The organism is Bradyrhizobium sp. 190 (assembly GCF_023073415.1).
GTDB lineage: Bacteria > Pseudomonadota > Alphaproteobacteria > Rhizobiales > Xanthobacteraceae > Bradyrhizobium.
Genome location: NZ_JADPJL010000008.1, coordinates 1040340 through 1058900 on the forward strand (window position 1 = coordinate 1040340; position 18561 = coordinate 1058900).

The following is an 18561-nucleotide window of genomic DNA, read 5'->3' on the forward strand; positions in this document are numbered from 1 at the left end:
TATAGCGATAGCTCGCTCGCCGATGCCGTGCGCTTTGCCAAATCGAAGATGGTTGGCGCGTATTGCGGACTTTTGGACTGACGTCACGGCGTAAACAATCCGGTGCGTCGGCCATGAAAGGCCGCATCTCACGTGGGGATGACGCACTGGTGCGGACCGCCTTGTGAGGCCGCCAGCGCAACGATGATGCGACTGCAACTGCAGTGCACGCTGGCCTGCGAATTGCGGGCCGCAGGAGGCCGCGAGCTCGGTGTCATGTCGGCTTGCGCGCAAGCTTGTCGCCACCGCGCATCGGATGTGGGTCGATTGCACCGAGGGACAGTCAAAGGGACATTACAGCGGAGGCCGTCGAAGACAGCCAACTACGCCCAGTGACCACCGATTGCGCGAGAAACCCTATTCTTTCCTAGCCTTATAGGAAGTTGTGGCGACGACCGGCAATGGCGGGCGAAGTGCGGCGAAGGCGGAGTTGGCGCGCTCGGAGAGATTCGAACTCCCGACCCTCGGAATCGAAATCCGATGCTCTATCCAGCTGAGCTACGAGCGCGTGCGGTCTGCCGATTATCAGACTTGGCCCGGCAGGGCCAGCATCGCGAGCCTAGTAGCAGGGATGCCGACGGCGGTCCTGGCCGATATAGGCCGCCGCGCTCTGGCGGCAGAGGACGGTGGAGGGACCGTCGTAATAGGCGAAGGTGCCGGGTTGCAGTCCGGGGCCGTAATTGTGGAGGAAGCTGATCGGGTAGGGCAGGCCCCAATTGTGCAGGTGGTGCCGATTATGGCGGGCGTCGGCCAGGTTCGGGGCGAGCACCGCGGTCGAGAGGAGGGCGGCGGCAACGAAAAACTTCGCTTTGGTCATTTTGATTCTCCGGAAGTCCCAGTGAAACAGTAGCAATTTCGGGCTGAGTGGATAGCCATTCGTGTGAAGAAAGCGCGTTAGAACAACAAGATAGATGCTAATCCTCTGATTCGATCGAAGCCGCGCCCCCTGACATTTTGGCCGGTCTGGTTTCGCATTCTAGGAGAAACGGGCAGAAAAGCTGCGGAAAACCACCGTAACGCGCCCATTTTTGGCCTCAAGGGATGCTTAACGAATTCCCAACACAGTCCGGCCAAAATTTTGCTGTCCGTTCCTGACTCTACGGGCCGACTTATCCCGCGTCTGACAAAGGCTAACGGTTCCCGATCGACCCATGCGCATCACGCCCCTCGCCCTGCTGTCCCTTTCGGTGCTGGTCGCGACGCCGGCGCGCGCAGACCTGCATATTACGCGCGATCACGGCGGGTATGTCGAGGAGTACAAGGCCAAGTACAAGCGCATCCGCGACCGCAAGCAGCGGGTGATCATCGACGGCATCTGCAATTCGGCCTGCACGCTGGTGTTCGGCATCGTGCCAATGAACAAGATCTGCGTGACGCCAAAGGCAAGCGTCGGTTTCCACCAGGCCTATTACGACAAGGCCTTCACCTTCGGCATCAAAGTCACCAGTGCGGAAGGGACGTCGGACCTGATGTCCTATTACCCGGAAACCGTGAAGGACTGGATCCGCCGCAATGGCGGGCTCACCACCGAGATGAAGAAGATCAAGAACGGCCGCGAGCTCTGGAGGATCGTCGATCCCTGCCCGGAAGAATGGTGATCGCGTGTTGATCGCGCTTGCCGCCGCTTGGGCGGCGACGCGATCCCGGCCGGCCTGTTTTGCCTCATAGAGCAGTTTATCCGCGCGGGTGAGGACATCGCCTCCGGCATGGGCCAACCTTGATCTCGTCTGCCTGGCCATTCCGCTCTGCTTTGAAATCGCGCAGGTCTCCCCGCGCGATCAGTGCTTGCCGCATAGCATATGATCGGGCAACAGGGGCGGCAAATGACTGCCGACTTTGAAAAAATGGCCGCGCGCGCGGCGCCGGCGATCTTCGTGGTGCTCTGGAGCACGGGCTTCATCGGCACCAAATATGTGCTGAACAGCGCCGAGCCGCTGACCTATCTCGCGATCCGCATGGCGTTTGTTGTGGGATTGATGGCGATTATCGTGGCGGTCGCGCGGCCACGCTGGCCCGATCGCATCGGCATCGCGCACAGCGCCGTCGCCGGCATTCTGGTGCATGGAATCTATCTCGGCGGCACGGCGATCGCGATCGCGCATTCGATTCCGGCGGGGCTCTCGGCCTTGATTCCGGGCTTGCAGCCGATCCTCACCTCGACGCTCGCAAGCCGCTGGCTCGGCGAACGCGTCACGCCGCTGCAATGGAGCGGATTGCTGCTCGGGCTCGCCGGCGTCGTGCTGATCCTGCACGACAGGCCAATGGACGGGGAGGCGGGTTGGGGCTGGCTCGCCTCGGCCATATCGCTGGTCAGCATCACGCTCGGCACGCTTTACCAGCGCCGCTACTGCAGCGCGATCGACTGGCGCTCCGGCAATCTCGTGCAATACATCGCAGTGACGATTTTCTTCGGCCTCGGCGCATGGCTGTTCGAGACCAATGTGGTGCACTGGACCACCGAATTCATGCTGGCGCTGGCCTGGCTCGCCGTGGTGCTGTCGATCGGATCGATCGGGCTGTTGTACTGGCTGATCCGCCGCTCGGCCGCGACGTCGGTGGCGAGCCTGTTCTATCTGGTCCCGGCGGTGACGTCGCTGATGGCGTATGTGCTGTTCGGCGAGAAGCTCGACGCGGTTTCGATTGTCGGCATGATCGCCTGTGCTGCCGCGGTGCTGGTGGTCAATCGCCGTTCAGTTTGAGGTAGAGTCCATGGCGCACGCACACGTATAAATTTCACATATCTCCCAATAACTTGCCGAGGGTTGTGCCCATTAAGGCGATCGTAAGCAAAACGGGTCAGATTAGGCCCGATTTTGGGGGATTTCTCGTTATGACTACGCAATCCATTGGAAAGTTCTTGCCGGCGCTCAAGTTGCGGCTTGGCACCAAGGCCGTCATCTCGGCCATTCTCCTGATTGCGGTAAATACCGCGCTGGTGGTGGGGGCGGCCCATTGGTCGCTGACTAACGAATTTGGCGACAGGGCGCTGCGGGACATCGAAGTCAACCTGCGCACGCTGGGCCTGGCGTTTGCCGAGACCTACAGCGACGCCAAGATCACCCTCAAGGACGGGGCTGTCGCCCGCGCCGAAATCGCCAAGATGCCCGAGTTCAAGGACCACGCGATCGTCGATCGAGCAGTCGGCTATACCGGCGGCAACGCGACCCTGTTCGTCTATGATGACGCCAGCAACCAGTTCGTCCGCCGCACCACCAACGTCAAGAAGGAGAACGGCGACCGCGCCGTCGGCACCCAGCTCGCCCCCGACCACCCCGGACAGGCGGTGGTGCGCCGCGGCGAGGCCTATAAGGGACCGGCGACGCTGTTCGGCAAGACGTTCATGACGGCTTACTACCCGATCATGAATCCGGCCGGAAAGGTGGTCGGACTTCTCTATGTCGGCATTCCGATGGCGCACTACGAGACCATGCTGTCGCGTGCCATCCAGAACATGGCGATCGCCGCCGGCATCGCTGCGCTGCTGGTGATGCTGCTGACCATGGTGCTGGTGCGCCGGGTGACCAAGCCGCTGACCTCGGTCACGGCTTCGCTCACCGCGATCGCCAACGGCAACGCCGATATCGAGATCGATTGCGAAGATCGCATGGACGAGATCGGCGAGATCGCGCGTACCCTCGCAGTCTTCAAGAACAACTCGGTCGAACGCCGGCGTATGCGCGACGAGCAGATCGCGGCGTCCGCCGCGGCCGTCGAGCAACGCAAAGCCGAATTGCGCGGCTTCGTCGACGAATTCCAGACCAGCGTTGGCGGGGTCATCGACAAGGTGCACAACTCTTCCAGCGAATTCGAGCGTATCGCGCGGCAGCTCACTGAGACCGCGCGGACCACCGCCGGGCTCTCCGGCAAGTCGGCCGGTGCTTCCGAAACCGCATCCGAGCATGTCCGCACCGCGGCGACCGCCTCGGACGAACTTTCCAGCTCGATCGCCGAAATCACCCGCCGGGTTCAGGAATCGAACGGGATCGCGGCGGACGCCGTCAAGCAGGCAGCCGCCACCGACCAGCGCATCAACGAATTGTCGGAAGCGGGCGCCCGGATCGGCGACGTGGTGAAACTGATTACCTCGATTGCCGAGCAGACCAATCTGCTGGCGCTCAACGCCACCATCGAGGCGGCGCGGGCAGGTGACGCCGGCCGCGGCTTTGCGGTGGTGGCACAGGAGGTCAAGAGCCTCGCCGGCCAGACCGCGAAGGCGACCGAGGAGATCTCCAGCCAGATCGGCAACATGCAGCTTGCGACCGAAGAGTCGGTCAGCGCCATCAAGGCGATCGGCCAGACCATCGAACGCATCAGCGATATCGCCACCTCGATCTCGGCGGCGGTCGAGCAGCAGCGCGGCGCGACCCAGAACATCGCCCAGAGCGTTCGCGCAGCGGCGAGCGGCACGGCCGATGTCGCGGCCAACATCCGCAACGCCGCGCAGGGCGCTGACGAGACCGGCGAGACGTCGAGCCGAATGTTTGTGTCCGCACAGAATCTGTCGAGCGAGAGCCTGCACCTGAAGGCCGAGGTCGAGAAATTCCTCGACCGCGTCCGCGCCGCCTGACGGAAGCGTCACGGCGGCGGAGCCCGCCGCCCGTGAAACCGGAAGCCTCCACGTTCGTAGTTCGCCTATACTGCGAACGATTGCTCCTCGTTTGCGGGGTGGAGGGCTTCCGTGAACCGATACGCCGCGCTCTATCTGGTGACGCTGTTCGTCATCGTTCCCCTTGATTTTCTATTCCTTGGCGTGGTCGCCAAGGATTTCTTCACCTCCCAGGTCGGCAACATGCTGGGCGAGATCAAGCTCGCACCCGCGGTCCTGTTCTATCTGCTCTACGTCGTGGGTATCGTGATCTTCGTCAGCGGCGGGCAGGGCGCTACCTGGCAATCGACGCTGCTGTATGGCGCGTTGTTCGGCTTCTTTTGCTATGCGACCTTCGACCTGACCTCGCTGGCGCTGCTCAAGCATTGGAGCTGGCCGGTCGCTATCGTCGACATCGCGTGGGGCGCATTCGTGACGGCGGTCTCGTCGACCGCCGGATTGCTCGTGGCGAATTGGGTTAGCTCGTAGGGTGGGCAAAGCGTAGCGTGCCCACCACTACTTGCGTCGCTCTTGATGGTGGGCACGCTACGCTTTGCCCATCCTACGAAGCGGCTACGCCATCATTTGGGCTGCGGCACGATCCGGATGTAGGGCTTCGGCGCCTTCCAGCCGGCCGGATAGATCGTCTTCGCCTCGTCGTCGCTGACGGAGCCCGCGATGATGACGTCCTCACCCTGTTTCCAGTCGGCGGGCGTCGCGACGCGATGCTTGGCCGTCATCTGCAGGGAGTCGATGACACGCAGGATTTCCGCGAAATTGCGCCCCGTGGTCATCGGATAGACCAGCACCAGCTTGATCTTCTTGTCCGGCCCGATGATGAAGACGTTGCGGACGGTCTGATTGTCGGCGGGCGTGCGCGTGAGCGGATCGCCCGACGTTGAGGCCGGCAGCATGTCGTAGAGCTTGGAGACGTTGAAATCGATATCGCCGATCATCGGATAGTTCGGTGCGGCACCTTGCGTCTCCTTGATGTCCTCGGACCATTTCGAGTGCCTGTCGACGGGATCGACGCTCAGGCCCATCAGCTTGACGCCGCGCTTGTCGAATTCCGGCTTCAACTTCGCGAGAGCGCCGAGTTCGGTGGTGCAAACCGGCGTGAAATCCTTCGGGTGCGAGAACAAAAGCGCCCAGTCATTGCCGATCCAGTCGTGGAATTTGATCTTTCCCTCGGTGGTCTGAGCTTCGAAATCGGGGGCTACTGCGCCAATCTGGAGTGCCATGGTTTCACCTCATCTCATTAAAGTTACAGGAGAATTCGTCTTCAACATTATAGGAGTGTGAAGCGGTTAAGTGAACCGGTTAGCGCAAAAGGTGAGATCCTTCTCCGCAAGCCCGGAACTCCTAGCATCTTCTTTTGATCCGCGCCTCTGCGACGAAAAGAACCCGTTTGCTTCCGCATTCGACGCGGGGTGAGAGAGGTTCTAGCGCTATCTTTTTGTTTGATCGCAATGTTTTCAACGCTGTTCCGCTTTTCTGCCCTCTCTGCCCCGATATTGCCTTTTATCGCCCGCATCAGGCCGGGCCTTTTGCACCCGGGTATGCGTTGAGGGTGCCTTGGCCTGAACCGTGACCGGCATCACAGCGACCAATTGGCAACCATGTAAAAATCAGGGAATGCGAGTTTCGAATCGTTAACCGCTCGTTCATGCCCCGTATGGAAATGCTGGACCTGAAAAAAAGAAATTGAGAAGTGCAATTATGCCTGCCCCAACTGCCAAAGCCGCTGAAACGTCTGCCGAAACGTCTGACGTCCCGCAACCATCCTGCCGCCGGACCGCGGCGCAGGCTCTGACTATTGTACGCGATGGCGTGATCACCGGCGAGGGCCCCACGACCAGGGGCCGTATCCATTTTTCCCGCGCGCTCGATGCTGACGACGCCGCCTGGTGCGCGCGCATCCTGACCGTCAGCGCTGTCGAGCATCAGCCCGTGAGCCGCGCCGAGGTCGAGGCGCTGTTTGAAATCAGCGATGCCGCCGCCGAACGTACCGACGACGGACGTTTCGACGATCTGCTGGCCAAGGCGGTCGCCCATCATGCGGCGTCCGAGTCCGGACTGCCGGTGCCGCCGCGCACGGTTGCGCTGTCGCCCGACACCGACATCGAGAGCTGGGCACCGACGCAGGCTGCCAAGATCGATACCAAGGTGCTGGAATGGCTTGCCAGCCAGATGCGCGGCAAGCGCCGCATCAACCACCGCCTCACGGCGCTGGTGGCAACCCTGATCGGCGCCGCGGCCCTGCCGCTCGCGCAACTGCCGGGCATGCTGGATATGGGGATGCTGTAGGTTCATCTGGCGATCACTGATCTGAGGACGGCGGGATAATTCCCCGCCGTTTTGTTTTGTAGTTTGTAGGATGGGTGGAGCGCAGCGATACCCATCGTCACGTGTGACGGTATTGATGGGTATCGCTTCGCTCCACCCATCCTACGAAGCTGAACGCGCTTGCGCATTCTCGCGACGTGATGCGCCCGAGGTTTGCTATTCACCTTGCCCCCAAAAAACAGAGGGCGCAGGGAAGACCGGGTGCTTGCTGCACCCGCGGTCTCGCGTGCGATTTGCGCAAACAAAAGTGCACACGAGCATACAGGGCAGCGGGAGCATTCCGGCCTTCCCTGCGCAATGGCTTTACGGCTTACTTCGTGCTCTTCCCGGAGAACGGCTCTTTTGCCTCCGTCGCCCCCGAGAAGCTTCGCTTCTCCAGGACTTAGCGCCAGCACCGCGGCGCCCGAACCACACGACTTCGCCGTACGCTTCCGGCGCGTACGTCTATCGCGCCCTCAGCGTCCACCGCATCTCACCGCACGTTCGTGACGATCGCGAGCGCCCCTCAATTGGGTGAGACGCGCGGAGATATGCAGCTGATTTGGCCTGCGGTGGAAGCAGAATATTTTTGGCGCGCAATCTGGACGCACCAAATCGCATTGAAATAGCTGGTGAAATTCGCTTTTGCGCGCAGTCCATAGATTCCATGGGCAAAGCGAAGCGTGCCCACCACCCTACGAGATGGAACTAAGTTCTTGGCATCCGGGGGTTTAATTCACGCCCCGGCATCCCCATATTGACTTCATGGCACAATGGAAATCATCGACCACCCGGCAACCACCGATGACAAAGGACGAGTTGCGGCTGATGCTGGCCGAGGCTGTCCGCAATACACAATCGAGCGCGGACCCTAAGCCGAGAGGCTCGAAGGTCGAGGACGACCAGGCCTAGTTGGCGTCCGTCGACCAACCGTATTGAATTGCTTGCCTACCAGCCAGAAACGAACGTCAGTCGCGGCAGTGATGCCGACCCGACGGTGCTGCCTTAATCAAGAATTCAGAAGGAATAGCGGATGCGGGTAGCTGCCAAGCCCACCGAACAAGAGATCATCGAGGGGCCGCAAGCGGTATCCTTCCAGATCGCGAACGGGAACGTGCGGCAGCGCTGCATTCTGCAAACCGAGCTGCCGACGAAGGCGCTGGCGCAAAAATATCTTCTCGCCAATTGGTCTGTTGTCGAAAAGATGGCACGCGACGCGCTCGCGGCGGGAAACCTTGAAGACGGCGAGATCAAACTCGTCATCGCCTGAGCCGTTCATCGTGAACGCCGGTTTTGGATTGCAGGAGCAGTTGTGCTGAAAGATCGCGAGAATATCCTGAATGCGCTCCGCGAGAAGCCGCTCAAGGCCTACCAACTCATGCGGCGTGCCAATCTTCCGAATGAGGAAGCCTGCCAATCGCTGCTTCTGAAGATGCGCGACGAAGGTTTGGTGAAATTCGATATCCACAAAGGGCTATGGCTCATCGGATAGTCAGATACATGCGGCGGGGTTATTCCCCGCCGTTTTCTGTTTTCCGCCGTACAGGATCAGATTGCGCGGGTTGGCGTTTTGCGCGGATGCTGAGATTGCGGCTAGTGCGATCAGACCGGCGGACAGCATACCATTGTGCGGCGTATTAGGTTCTCCCCACAAGCAGCGGTTCCGACGATCCGCCGTCGCTCCCGTTTAGTTTTGCTCTGCGACAGGATTGTTACATTGGATGGAGCCGGCCTCAAGAGTGGGCCGTGCTGGCAAGCGTCCGCGCCCGGTCAAGGGTCGGGCCGATTGGAGGAAACATCGAAGCCCCGGCGCCGTTCTCCTTGCCAGGAGGTCAGCCATGAGCAAGTTCCAACAGAAAGCTGAAGCGCAGACCAAACAGATCATCGGGCAGATGCTCGGCGACGAGCTATTGGTGGAGGAGGGCAAAGAGCAGCAACGAGAAGCGACGGAGCCGGGACGGGGTCACCATGACGAGGGCGGCCACGACCAGGGCATCGTCCGCGATGAGCGCGGACAAGAGCAGCCTCGGGACAAGGAACGCGCGCAGCGGGTGAGCAGGGTGGACCGCGGCGGCGACCCGCCGGGAAAGAAGAAAAAGGGTTAGGCTGTCGCTGGGTGTGCGTACGTCGTGAGCCTCTAAAAATTAAAGTAGTCGATTGACATCTGCGGGTGCGCATAAATCAAAGGTCCGCCAACTGAGGCGGGACCGCAACCGGCGTTCTCATCACCGATAAAAGCCGAGGGCCGCGCGGCGATGTTGTGTTGTCCGCCATGCGACACAAGAAAACGAGAGAACAATTAGCCCTTGGCCGGAGCTTCAGGCGCGGCCTTCTCGGGCATCACCGCCGGCCCCGCGACCAAGCGGTAAGCTGGCACCCAAGCCGTATTCCAGGTTTCCATGGTCGTACCGCACAGCAAGCATTCGAAGCTGCTTATCTGGCGTCCGGGGGCCATGGATTCCGTTCGGTTGTAAACCGCGCCGCACTGACAAGATCGGTGATGAGATTCGGACATCCTTCTTTATGCGCTCGTAATTCAAAACAGGCCACTATCAATTCCAACCAAGCCGTCCGTCCGAAGGCCGACGGAAAATAGGAAATATAGGACGACACGAAAAACCCGGCACGAATGCCGGGCTGATCGCAAATATATTTCAAGGGTCGGTAATGAGGATAGGAGACCAACATCCGCCTGCCGCCGTCTGCGCACAAAGGCACACAGGAACCGGAAAATCGGGAAAATCCGGCAACCGCGACGAGCGTCGATTAAATCATCAATCGGAAGATGGCCGCTTCCTCGCTTCCGCCTCTCGGGCTAGCCGCTCTGCCTTCAGACGCTCACGATTCTCGTGGAAGGATTTTTGCGCCCTTGCGTAATCAGTCACGGCATTTCCGGGTATGACCTCTCTGAACGCCTTGCGAGCTTCGCGCTCGGCCGGCGTCGTCTTTCGACGCTCAAAGGTGTGGTCTCTAATCATTTGGACCCTCGGCTTGGGTTAGATGACTCAATGCGGCGTGCTGTTTTTTGATCCAAAAAGCAGGTAAGAGCGGCGGCGTTAAGCCCGCTTCGTGGCATAGATCGGGGCTGAACGGTATCGCGCCCTCGTGAGATTCCGGTCTGCACACATGGGATTGAACCTGCGGTCACAAGAAAGAGGCGGCCGTTGGCCGCCTCCCAAGTCGTTCATGCGTTCTCGTTACTGACAGATATGACGTCGACCGTCCTCACCCCAGAACGTCGTTCCGGGCTGACAGACGAAGCCGCTGTTGTCGCCGCCGTAGTAGCGGCGTCCGTAGTCGCCGTCATTATACGCGTAGACGTCGTTCCGGAACGGAGCGGTGGCGATAGCGCCGGCCGTTCCGATCGCGCCGCCGACCACGCCGGCCGCTACGTCACCCGGCCAGAATCCGCTGTGTCGATGATAGTAGCGATCGCCGGTTTGATGCTGCCGGATGGCATCCGACCTTCCGTGAGCGTCCTGCGCCAGTGCCGGCGCCGCGACGGCAGTGGAAAGAACTGCGGCTGCGGTCAGGAGCTTCAAGTTCATAAATTGCCTCCGTTGTAGTGACGTCGGGCCACTAGGGGCGACAGCGACCGTTCCGATATCGTGATCGGATTACTTCAAACGGATGTGAGGTTTCAGTTCCGGTTTCATGTTCCGCCGCAAGGCGGACTGTGCGCTCCTGCGAATGAATTTCTTGCATCAACGCGTTGCGAAGGGCGCTTGATTCAGATCGCGTGGAACGATGTCTGCCGAGCCCGATTGACCGGGAGTGCCGCGACCCGCCTCAAGGAGGCGGGTGCAGCCGTCGAGTTGCAGGCGTAGCGCGGCCTGAACGGCAATTTGCGAGGTCACCCATGAAGAGCAAGCGCATCGGCGCCGACGAGCAAGCACAGGTTCACGTCATCATTCTTGACACGGGTGAGGAGGCGTTTGCAGCGCTCAGCCGCTTTGCCAATGAATCGGAGATTTCCGCGGCCTCGCTGACGGCGATCGGCGCCTTCGAACGGGCGACCGTCGGCTGGTTCGATATCGCCTCGAAGAGCTACCGCAAGATCGAGGTCAATGAGCAGTGCGAGGTGCTCAGTGCGATCGGGGACATAGCCGTCGGCGATGACGGCAAGCCCAGCCTTCATGTCCACATCGTGCTCGGGCTCGCCGACGGCTCGACCCGCGGCGGCCACCTCTTGTCGGGCACGGTGAGGCCGACGCTCGAAGTGGTCCTGACCGAAGTCCCGGCAACGCTTCGACGAAAGAAGCGGGCGGACCTCGGGATTGCGCTGATCGATCTTGCGGCGGCGCGCGACTAAAGCGTCACGCGCGGCTTAGGAACCATTCCGTTCGATCCAATGTTGTCCGCCCGCCAACAACGGAGGACGACATGGCTGAGAAAGACCTCAACGAACTATTTCTCGATACGCTCAAGGACATCTACTACGCCGAAAAGCAGATCCTGAAGGCGCTGCCGAAAATGGCGAAGGCTGCGAATTCGGACAAGCTGCGGGCTGCGTTCGAAAAGCACCATGACGAGACCGAGGGACAGGTCGAGCGCCTGGAACAGATATTCGAGCTGCTCGGCAAGGCCGCGCGCGGCAAGAAGTGCGATGCCATCGAGGGCATTCTCGATGAAGGCAAGGAGATCATGGAGGAGTATGCCGATACGCCTGCGCTCGACGCCGGCCTGCTGGCGGCGGCTCAGGCCGTCGAGCATTACGAGATTTCACGCTATGGCACCCTGAAGGCCTGGGCAATCAAGCTTAACAATCCGCAAGCCGCGAAGCTGATCGACCAGACCCTGGCGGAAGAGAAGAAGACGGACGAGGCCCTGACCAAGATCGCGGAGACCGCGGTCAACTACGAGGCCGCGGCGTAAGACCGGAAAACCGGCCGACGGCGCTATGGTGAGCGTCGTCGGCCCCGCTTGCTGGCCGTCACCGCGAGCCTCGACTATTCCCGGCGCGATAATCCGAAACCCGTCTACCGCCTCAGCAGCCGTTCGACCGCAGCGCCGATCGCAAGGCCCGCGATCACGTCGCTGGTCCCGAAATCCGCTGGGCGATTTCGATGTCGGCGCGGGTTAGCCGTATTAGAAACAGCGCCATCGTCCGTCTTTGCCGCAAACGGAATAAAAGGAGCCCCGCCAACCCCGTCTAAGGGATTATCGGCGGGGGTCGAGTTCGACGTCGCGGGGGAATGAAACGCCGATGCGGGAAAACCCGCCCCGGGTCCGATCGTTCCAAATGCAAGAACCATGGCCTTGCGCATGTCAGGAACGATTGCCTTGGGCGCGCGTCGTAGCAGGCGCCTTCAGCGGCGACGCTGGCTCTGCAACAGGACGACAGAAGAAATGCAGTTTCTCGAAACCGTCATTGGTGTCATCGCAGCCATGCTGACCTCGCTATCGTACATCCCGCAAGTGAAGAAGGTTTGGGCCGGCCAATCGACGGAGGACCTTTCGTCGCGCATGCTGATCGCCCTGACCTCCGGGCTGGTGCTCTGGGTGGTGTATGGTGCCGTCAAAGCCGACTGGATCATCATCGCGGCCAATGTCGTCGGCGCCAGCCTCACCGGCTATGTGCTCTACCATAAGCTTCATGAGCGGCAGAGGCCGGGCAGGGCGTCGATGAAGCACGGCTGACCACGCAAAAGAGTGTCGCGGCAGAATACCCGTTGAGGTAGCCGATTCCTGAGTTGCAACAAATATTTGCGTGGCCGGCACCAGCGTAAGCAAACGTTTAGTCGCGGTCCGTAAAATACCGGCATCAACTTTTGCATTAACCTCTGGTTAGTCATGCGCCTTCTGCCGATGAAAGAGCCGGACAGGTCCTGGCGGTCGATCAAGGGCCAGTGGAAGAAGGACGCTGAAAGCGTCGGGGAGGACTTTTCGACCTTTTCGACGGGAAGCTTTACGGCCTATGACGGCCTGACCAAGGATGGCGACCACCCCAGCCTGTACTGCCTCTCCGACGGCGAGCGGATTCATGCAGCCTGCCAGGTCAGCCGCCTGATGATGAGCAAATTCCCGTCGCCGATCCTGCGGGCGCGCTTTATCCTGGTGTCGCCGGTGTATGAACTGGGGATCGCAGACGCGGGCCAATACGCCCAGATGATGGTGGCACTGTTCTCCGGCATCGTATGGCTGTCGCGGGATACGATGACCGCCAGCCACATCCGCTTCTTTCTGAAGAGTCCCGGGGATGCGCAGTTCTTCGCACCGCTGCTGGCCGCGACCGAGGCGTCGCCGTTCTCGGAGTTCACGATCGACGGCGCGCTGATCGAATGCAGCCTCAAGGAAGCTGAATTGGCGGAAACCGCCTGAATCGGCTATCGCCTTAACCTTGCGATAACTCACTTTGCTAACGCCCTTTTGGGTTGTGTTCCCTACAACAAGCGCTTGTGGGGGCAGCGGAAAATGCTGAATAATTCATCGCAAGACGTCAGCGCGGAGAGCCCGTCGTTGTTTGGGGGTGGCATGCTGTGGCGGATCAGGCTGGGTGCGATCCAGTGGCTGATCCTGAGTGCGGCGGTGCTCGTGATCGCGATCATGCTCGGCACCGGTTATTTCGCCATGCAATACCGCGAACGGGCGCTGGAAGTCGCCGAACGCGAACTCAACAACAGCGCGCTGCTGCTGTCGCGGCATTTCGACCAGCAATTGCTGGATCTCCAGCACGTCCAGGAAGACGTCGTGGCTGGCCTGCGGGCGGACGGGGTTCACACCGCCGACGACTTCGAAAGCAAGATGTCGACATTGAGCGCACACGAGATGCTGCGCACGAAGCTCTCGGTGCTGCCGCATGTGGGAGCCTTGAATCTCTGGAGCGCGAAGGGCTGGCTGATCAATTCGTCCGAGATGTGGCCGGTGGCGGACAAGACCATCACGGACCGACGCTACTTCCAGGAGTTCATGTCGGGCAAGCCGACGCCCGACGTGATCGTCGAGCCGGTCGTGAGCAAGGTGACCAAGGTCTGGACCACGGTCTTTGCGCGAAAGATCATTGGCCGCCAGGGCGAGATCATCGGCTTTGCGGTCCGCGGCGTCGAACCTTCGCACTTCGAGCACTTTGTCGCATCGCTGGCGCTGGGCAGCGACACCGCGATTTCGATGATTCACCGCGACGGCACCATCATCGCCCGCTATCCCAAGGACGATAAGCTGATCGGCCACAGCGTCGCCAATACGGACGCGTTTCAGCAAGCGCTGGCGCTGGACGGCAATGTTTCGGGACGCTTCACCAGCGCGCGGTTGTCCGAAGACAAGGTCGGCGCGGTCAAGTCGCTGAAGCACTTTCCAATCCTCATCGTCGCGACCGCGAGGACGCAGACCGCACTCGCCGACTGGCGGGCGCAGGCCAGGCTGCAATTTTTTGCGGCGGCGCTGGCGATCATCGTCGTGATCGGCATGGTCTTCCTGATCGTGCGCCAGCTGCGCGGCCAGCATGCAGCGGCGCAGCGCAAGCTTTCGGAGAAGAGCCAGCATCTCGACACTGCCATCAACAACATGACGCAGGGCCTGCTGCTGTTCGATTCCTCAGGGCGCCTCGTGATCTGCAACCGGCAATATATCGACATGTTCGGGCTCTCGACCGACGTGGTCAAACCCGGTTGTCATCTGCGCGACCTGATCCAGCACCGCCAGGAGAGCGGCTCCTTTGTCGGCGACGTCGACGCCTATTGTGCCCGGTTTCTCGATCCCAATGGCAGCCTGGTTCAGGACACCGTGACCTCGACGCCGGACGGGCGCGCGATCCGGCTTATCTTCAAGCGCTCGCAGGACGGCGGCTGGGCCGCGACATTGGAAGACGTCACCGAAGGGCGGCGCGACCAGGCCAGGATCGAGCATCTCGCCCATTACGACGCGCTGACCAATCTGCCGAACCGCTCGCTGTTCCAGCGCCATGCCGAAGGGTTGCTGCTGGAAACCGAGGGGCGCGAGTTCGCGATCCTCTATATCGACATCGACGAGTTCAAGCGTATCAACGATACGCTGGGACATCTGATCGGCGACGAATTCCTGAAGGGCGTGGCGGAACGGTTGCGCCAGTCGGTGGGACCGGAAGATTTCATCGCCCGTCTCGGCGGGGATGAATTCGCCATCCTTCAGCACGGTATCGGGAGCGCCGAGGATGTGCGCGCACTGGTCGCGCAGATCTATCAGGCGCTGCGTACCCCGTTCGACTGTCATGGCCACCAGCTTTCCAGCGACGCCAGCATCGGCATCGCAGTCGCCCCGCGCGACGGCTCGGACCTGTTCGATCTCCTGAAGAACGCCGATATCGCCATGTATGCGGCGAAGGCGGCCGGCCGCAGAACCTATCGCTTCTTCGATCCCGCGATGGAGCAGCAGGCCAATCATCGCCGCGAACTGGAGGCGGACTTGCGCGCGGCGCTGGCCGAGGGCGGCTTCGAACTGCACTATCAGCCGCAGGTCGATCTGCGCAGCGATCGTGTCACCGGCTGCGAGGCGCTATTGCGCTGGCGGCATCCGGTGCGCGGCATGGTCTCTCCGGCGGACTTCGTACCGGTCGCCGAGGAAACCGGCCTGATCGAGGAGATCGGGCAGTGGGTGTTGCGCACCGCCTGCGCCGAAGCTGCGACCTGGCCTAACCATGTCCGCATCGCCATCAACGTCTCGCCGATCCAGTTCCGGTCGGAAACGCTGTCGCTGAAGGTCGCGGCTGTTCTCTCCGAGACCGGGCTCGACCCGCGCCGGCTGGAGCTGGAGATCACGGAAGCCGTCCTGATCGCGGACGACGACGCCGCGCTTGCGACGCTGAACCAGCTCCGCGCACTCGGCGTTCACATCGCACTCGACGATTTCGGCACCGGCTATTCCTCGCTGCAATATCTGCAACGCTTCCCGTTCGACAAGATCAAGATCGACCGTTCCTTCGTCAAGGAAGTGACGCGCAATTCCTCGTCGGCCTCGATCATCCGCGCGGTGGTGAGCATCGCCGCCGACCGCAACATGGTCACCACGGCGGAAGGCGTCGAGACCCTGCAGCAGCGCGAGACCGTGCAGAATCTCGGATGCACCCAGATGCAGGGCTTTCTGTTCAGCGCGGCGCGTCCGGCGCAGGAGATCCGCGCGCTGCTGGCATCGGGCAGGGCAGGCGTCGAGGCCGCGGCGTGAAAAACCTCTAGCGGCGCGCCTCTGAAATCGCCTTCCGCAGACTCCGCGACAGCAATTCCACCGAATAGGGTTTCTGGATCAGCTCAAAGCCGCGGTGGGCATTCTCCGCCAGCACGTTGCTGTAGCCGCTGGTCAGGACCACGGGCAGGCCGGGATAGCGCTCGCGTACGATGCCGGCGAGCTCCACGCCGTTCATCCCGGGCATGATGACGTCGGAAAACACCAGATCGGCGGAAAACTCGTCCTCGGCAAGGATCGCGAGCGCGGCATCCGCGCTGGCGACGCGGCGGACGGTGTAGCCGAGATCTTCCAGCAACTCGGTGGAGAACTGCCCGACGTCGTCATTGTCCTCGACCACGAGGACGCGGTAGCCGCGGCCGCGTGCGGCGGGTTCGCTGCTGCTCGCAGCCGCCTCGACGGCATCGGCCGGCACCGCGGCCTGCGGCAGGTAGATCGTAAACGTCGCGCCCCGGCCGGGCTCGCTCGCGACCGCGATGTCGCCGTCGGACTGCTTGGCGAAACCGAACGCCTGGCTGAGGCCGAGGCCGGTGCCCTTGCCGACTTCCTTGGTGGTGAAGAACGGCTCGAAGATCGTCTCGAGCAGGGCGGGCTCGATGCCGGTGCCGGTGTCGGTCACGGTGATGGCAATGAAGTCGCCGCCACGGGCGGGCTGGCCGCGCAGCGGCGGAATCGCATCCACCTTGCGGACGCGGATGTTCAGCCGGCCCTCGCTGTTCATGGCATCGCGGCTGTTGACGGCGAAATTTATCAGGGCCGTTTCGAACTGCGCGACGTCGGCGATCGCGAAGCAGTTGAGATCGGCGATTTCGATATCGATCCTGATCCGGGCGCCGACCAGCGGGCGGATCAGTTGCGCCACCGCTTCGACCTGGGTGCCGACATTGAACACCTGCGGCTTCAGCGGCTGCCTGCGGGCGAACGCCAGCAATTGTCCGGTCAGCTTGGAGGCGCGCTCCACGGTCTCCGCAATGGCGTCGATGTAGCGCCGGCGCCGCTCTTCCGGCAGTTCGCGCCGGCGCAGGAAGTCGGTCGCGGAGCGGATGATGGTCAACAGATTGTTGAAATCGTGCGCCACGCCGCCGGTCAATTGTCCGACCGCTTCCATCTTCTGCGACTGGCGCAGCGCTTCCTCGCCCCGGCGGCGTTCGGTGACGTCGACGGCTTCCGGCACCGCGCCAATGATCGCGCCGTGCTGGTCGCGCAGCGGGCGCATCGCAAAGTCGAAATAGCGCTCGCCGATCGGCAACTGCAGCCGCATCTCGGTCTGGATTTCCTCGCCGCGCATCACCGCGATGAAAGCGTCGCGGACGGCGTCCCGCATGCCTTCGGTTCCGGTGAACCACGGCGTTTCCCAGAACGGCTTGCCGATCACCTCGCTGGCATTCGCGGCAATACCTGCGAGCGAGGTACTGTTCGAATGCAAGACGTCGCCGTGCGCGTTGAGCAGCCCCTGATACTGATGGCTGGTCTCGAAGATCGCGCGCATCTGGGCTTCGCTGGATTCCAGTTGCGCCGTTCGCTCGGTAATCCGCAATTCGAGGATTTCATTCAGCCGGCGCAGGTCCTGCTCGGCCTGTTTGGCTGACGTGATGTCGTGGGCGACGCCGATGAAGCCGATATGATTGCCGGTCGGATCCCAGCGCGGCTGGGATTCGGAGCGCAGCCACCGCCATTCGCCGTCGGCGCGCTGATAGCGGGCCTCCAGCACGAACGGTTTCAGCGAGGCCTCGCCTGCGACCGATTCCTGCACGATGCGGGACTGATCGTCCGGATGCAGCCGCTTGCGCCAGTCGAACACGATGGCTTGCTCGAACGGTAGCCCGAGGAAATCGAGATAGGCCTGGTTGGCGAAGGAACGCGTGCGGTCGAGCTTGGTGACCCAGACCGGCACCGGCGCGCTGTTCGCGATCAGGCGGAAGCGCTCCTCGCTCTCGCGCAAGGTTGCCTGCGCCAGCATTTGAGGGGTGACGTCGCAATCGGCGCCGACCAGGCGCAGGGCGCGGCCCTCGCGGTCGCGCTCGATCTTGGCGACGACGCGGATCCAGCGGGTCGCGCCGTCATTCGGCCGCACGATGCGGTACTCGGCCGAATAGTCCTCGCCCTCGCTCTTCAGGACGCCGAATAAGTGTTGAACCGTTCGCTCGCGATCCTCGGGATGGATTCGGCTGACCCATTCCTCATAGGTCTCGTTGGCCGCCTCGGGCGGCAAGCCGTGCACCAGGAGATATTCGGGGGAGCGGCGATTCTTGACGCCGTCACGGAAATCGATTTCGAGACCGCCGACACCGGCGATGCGCTGGATCCGCGCCAGTTCCGCTTCGCGTTCCTGCAGGGCGCGATGAGCGCTGTCGCGTTCGCCTGCGATTTGCTGCAGATGTCGCCGCAAGCGTTCAGCGGCAGCTTCAGGCAGAACGTTCGAAGTGTTGGAAGGGGTCATGCGCGCCAGCAACCTCTGG

17 protein-coding genes and 1 tRNA gene are annotated in these 18561 nt (G+C 61.7%); 13 read left to right on the forward strand and 5 right to left on the reverse strand.

Annotated elements, in window-relative coordinates:
- Positions 1–470: 470 nt before the first annotated feature.
- Together IVB22_RS08805 and IVB22_RS08810 are read right to left on the reverse strand one after the other, a co-directional pair.
- Positions 471–547: transfer RNA gene (locus IVB22_RS08805), tRNA-Arg, on the reverse strand.
- A gap of 51 nt (positions 548–598) precedes the next feature.
- Positions 599–856, reverse strand: coding sequence for a hypothetical protein (locus IVB22_RS08810; protein ID WP_247516894.1), 258 nt, complete (start codon positions 854–856; stop codon positions 599–601).
- 334 nt (positions 857–1190) lie between these two features.
- On the opposite strand from IVB22_RS08810, the gene IVB22_RS08815 reads away from it, so the two are divergent.
- From IVB22_RS08815 to IVB22_RS08830, 4 genes are all read left to right on the forward strand, one after another.
- Positions 1191–1637: a hypothetical protein gene (locus IVB22_RS08815; RefSeq protein WP_247516895.1), complete on the forward strand. Its 447-nt coding sequence runs from the start codon at positions 1191–1193 to the stop codon at positions 1635–1637.
- Between the two features lie 225 nt (positions 1638–1862).
- Entirely contained in the window at positions 1863–2738 is an 876-nt protein-coding gene (locus IVB22_RS08820) for a DMT family transporter (RefSeq protein WP_247516896.1), read from the forward strand.
- A gap of 131 nt (positions 2739–2869) precedes the next feature.
- Positions 2870–4606 (forward strand): methyl-accepting chemotaxis protein, encoded by a 1737-nt coding sequence (locus tag IVB22_RS08825; protein WP_247516897.1) that lies wholly within the window; start codon positions 2870–2872, stop codon positions 4604–4606.
- A gap of 111 nt (positions 4607–4717) precedes the next feature.
- Positions 4718–5113: a DUF2177 family protein gene (locus tag IVB22_RS08830; protein WP_247516898.1), complete on the forward strand. Its 396-nt coding sequence runs from the start codon at positions 4718–4720 to the stop codon at positions 5111–5113.
- A 92-nt stretch (positions 5114–5205) separates the two neighbouring features.
- Here the strand turns inward: IVB22_RS08830 and IVB22_RS08835 are convergent, their stop codons facing one another.
- Positions 5206–5865 carry a peroxiredoxin gene (locus IVB22_RS08835; protein ID WP_247516899.1) on the reverse strand — a complete coding sequence of 220 codons (660 nt, stop codon included), beginning with the start codon at positions 5863–5865 and terminating at the stop codon, positions 5206–5208.
- A gap of 478 nt (positions 5866–6343) precedes the next feature.
- On the opposite strand from IVB22_RS08835, the gene IVB22_RS08840 reads away from it, so the two are divergent.
- From IVB22_RS08840 to IVB22_RS08855, 4 genes are all read left to right on the forward strand, one after another.
- The gene (locus tag IVB22_RS08840; RefSeq protein ID WP_247516900.1) at positions 6344–6931 is read left to right on the forward strand and encodes a hypothetical protein; all 588 of its coding nucleotides are present in this window, start codon (positions 6344–6346) and stop codon (positions 6929–6931) included.
- Positions 6932–7982: 1051 nt separating this feature from the next.
- Entirely contained in the window at positions 7983–8219 is a 237-nt protein-coding gene (locus IVB22_RS08845; protein WP_247516901.1) for a hypothetical protein, read from the forward strand.
- Positions 8220–8261: 42 nt separating this feature from the next.
- Positions 8262–8441: a hypothetical protein gene (locus IVB22_RS08850; RefSeq protein ID WP_057855515.1), complete on the forward strand. Its 180-nt coding sequence runs from the start codon at positions 8262–8264 to the stop codon at positions 8439–8441.
- Positions 8442–8787: 346 nt separating this feature from the next.
- Positions 8788–9054: a hypothetical protein gene (locus tag IVB22_RS08855; protein WP_247516902.1), complete on the forward strand. Its 267-nt coding sequence runs from the start codon at positions 8788–8790 to the stop codon at positions 9052–9054.
- 1092 nt (positions 9055–10146) lie between these two features.
- On the opposite strand, the gene IVB22_RS08865 is transcribed toward IVB22_RS08855, so the two are convergent.
- Positions 10147–10497, reverse strand: a complete 351-nt coding sequence (locus tag IVB22_RS08865) for a hypothetical protein (RefSeq protein WP_247516904.1) — start codon at positions 10495–10497, stop codon at positions 10147–10149.
- A gap of 311 nt (positions 10498–10808) precedes the next feature.
- On the opposite strand from IVB22_RS08865, the gene IVB22_RS08870 reads away from it, so the two are divergent.
- The 5 genes from IVB22_RS08870 to IVB22_RS08890 all read left to right on the forward strand — a co-directional run bounded on the left by IVB22_RS08870 (position 10809) and on the right by IVB22_RS08890 (position 16084).
- The gene (locus IVB22_RS08870; RefSeq protein WP_247516905.1) at positions 10809–11261 is read left to right on the forward strand and encodes a PPC domain-containing DNA-binding protein; all 453 of its coding nucleotides are present in this window, start codon (positions 10809–10811) and stop codon (positions 11259–11261) included.
- Positions 11262–11332: 71 nt separating this feature from the next.
- Entirely contained in the window at positions 11333–11824 is a 492-nt protein-coding gene (locus tag IVB22_RS08875) for a ferritin-like domain-containing protein (protein ID WP_247516906.1), read from the forward strand.
- Positions 11825–12298: 474 nt separating this feature from the next.
- The gene (locus IVB22_RS08880; RefSeq protein WP_247516907.1) at positions 12299–12589 is read left to right on the forward strand and encodes a SemiSWEET family sugar transporter; all 291 of its coding nucleotides are present in this window, start codon (positions 12299–12301) and stop codon (positions 12587–12589) included.
- A 153-nt stretch (positions 12590–12742) separates the two neighbouring features.
- Positions 12743–13270 (forward strand): hypothetical protein, encoded by a 528-nt coding sequence (locus tag IVB22_RS08885; RefSeq protein ID WP_247516908.1) that lies wholly within the window; start codon positions 12743–12745, stop codon positions 13268–13270.
- Positions 13271–13423: 153 nt separating this feature from the next.
- Positions 13424–16084: an EAL domain-containing protein gene (locus IVB22_RS08890; RefSeq protein WP_374207497.1), complete on the forward strand. Its 2661-nt coding sequence runs from the start codon at positions 13424–13426 to the stop codon at positions 16082–16084.
- Between the two features lie 7 nt (positions 16085–16091).
- Here the strand turns inward: IVB22_RS08890 and IVB22_RS08895 are convergent, their stop codons facing one another.
- Positions 16092–18542 (reverse strand): PAS domain-containing protein, encoded by a 2451-nt coding sequence (locus tag IVB22_RS08895; RefSeq protein WP_374207487.1) that lies wholly within the window; start codon positions 18540–18542, stop codon positions 16092–16094.
- Positions 18543–18561: the final 19 nt, after the last annotated feature.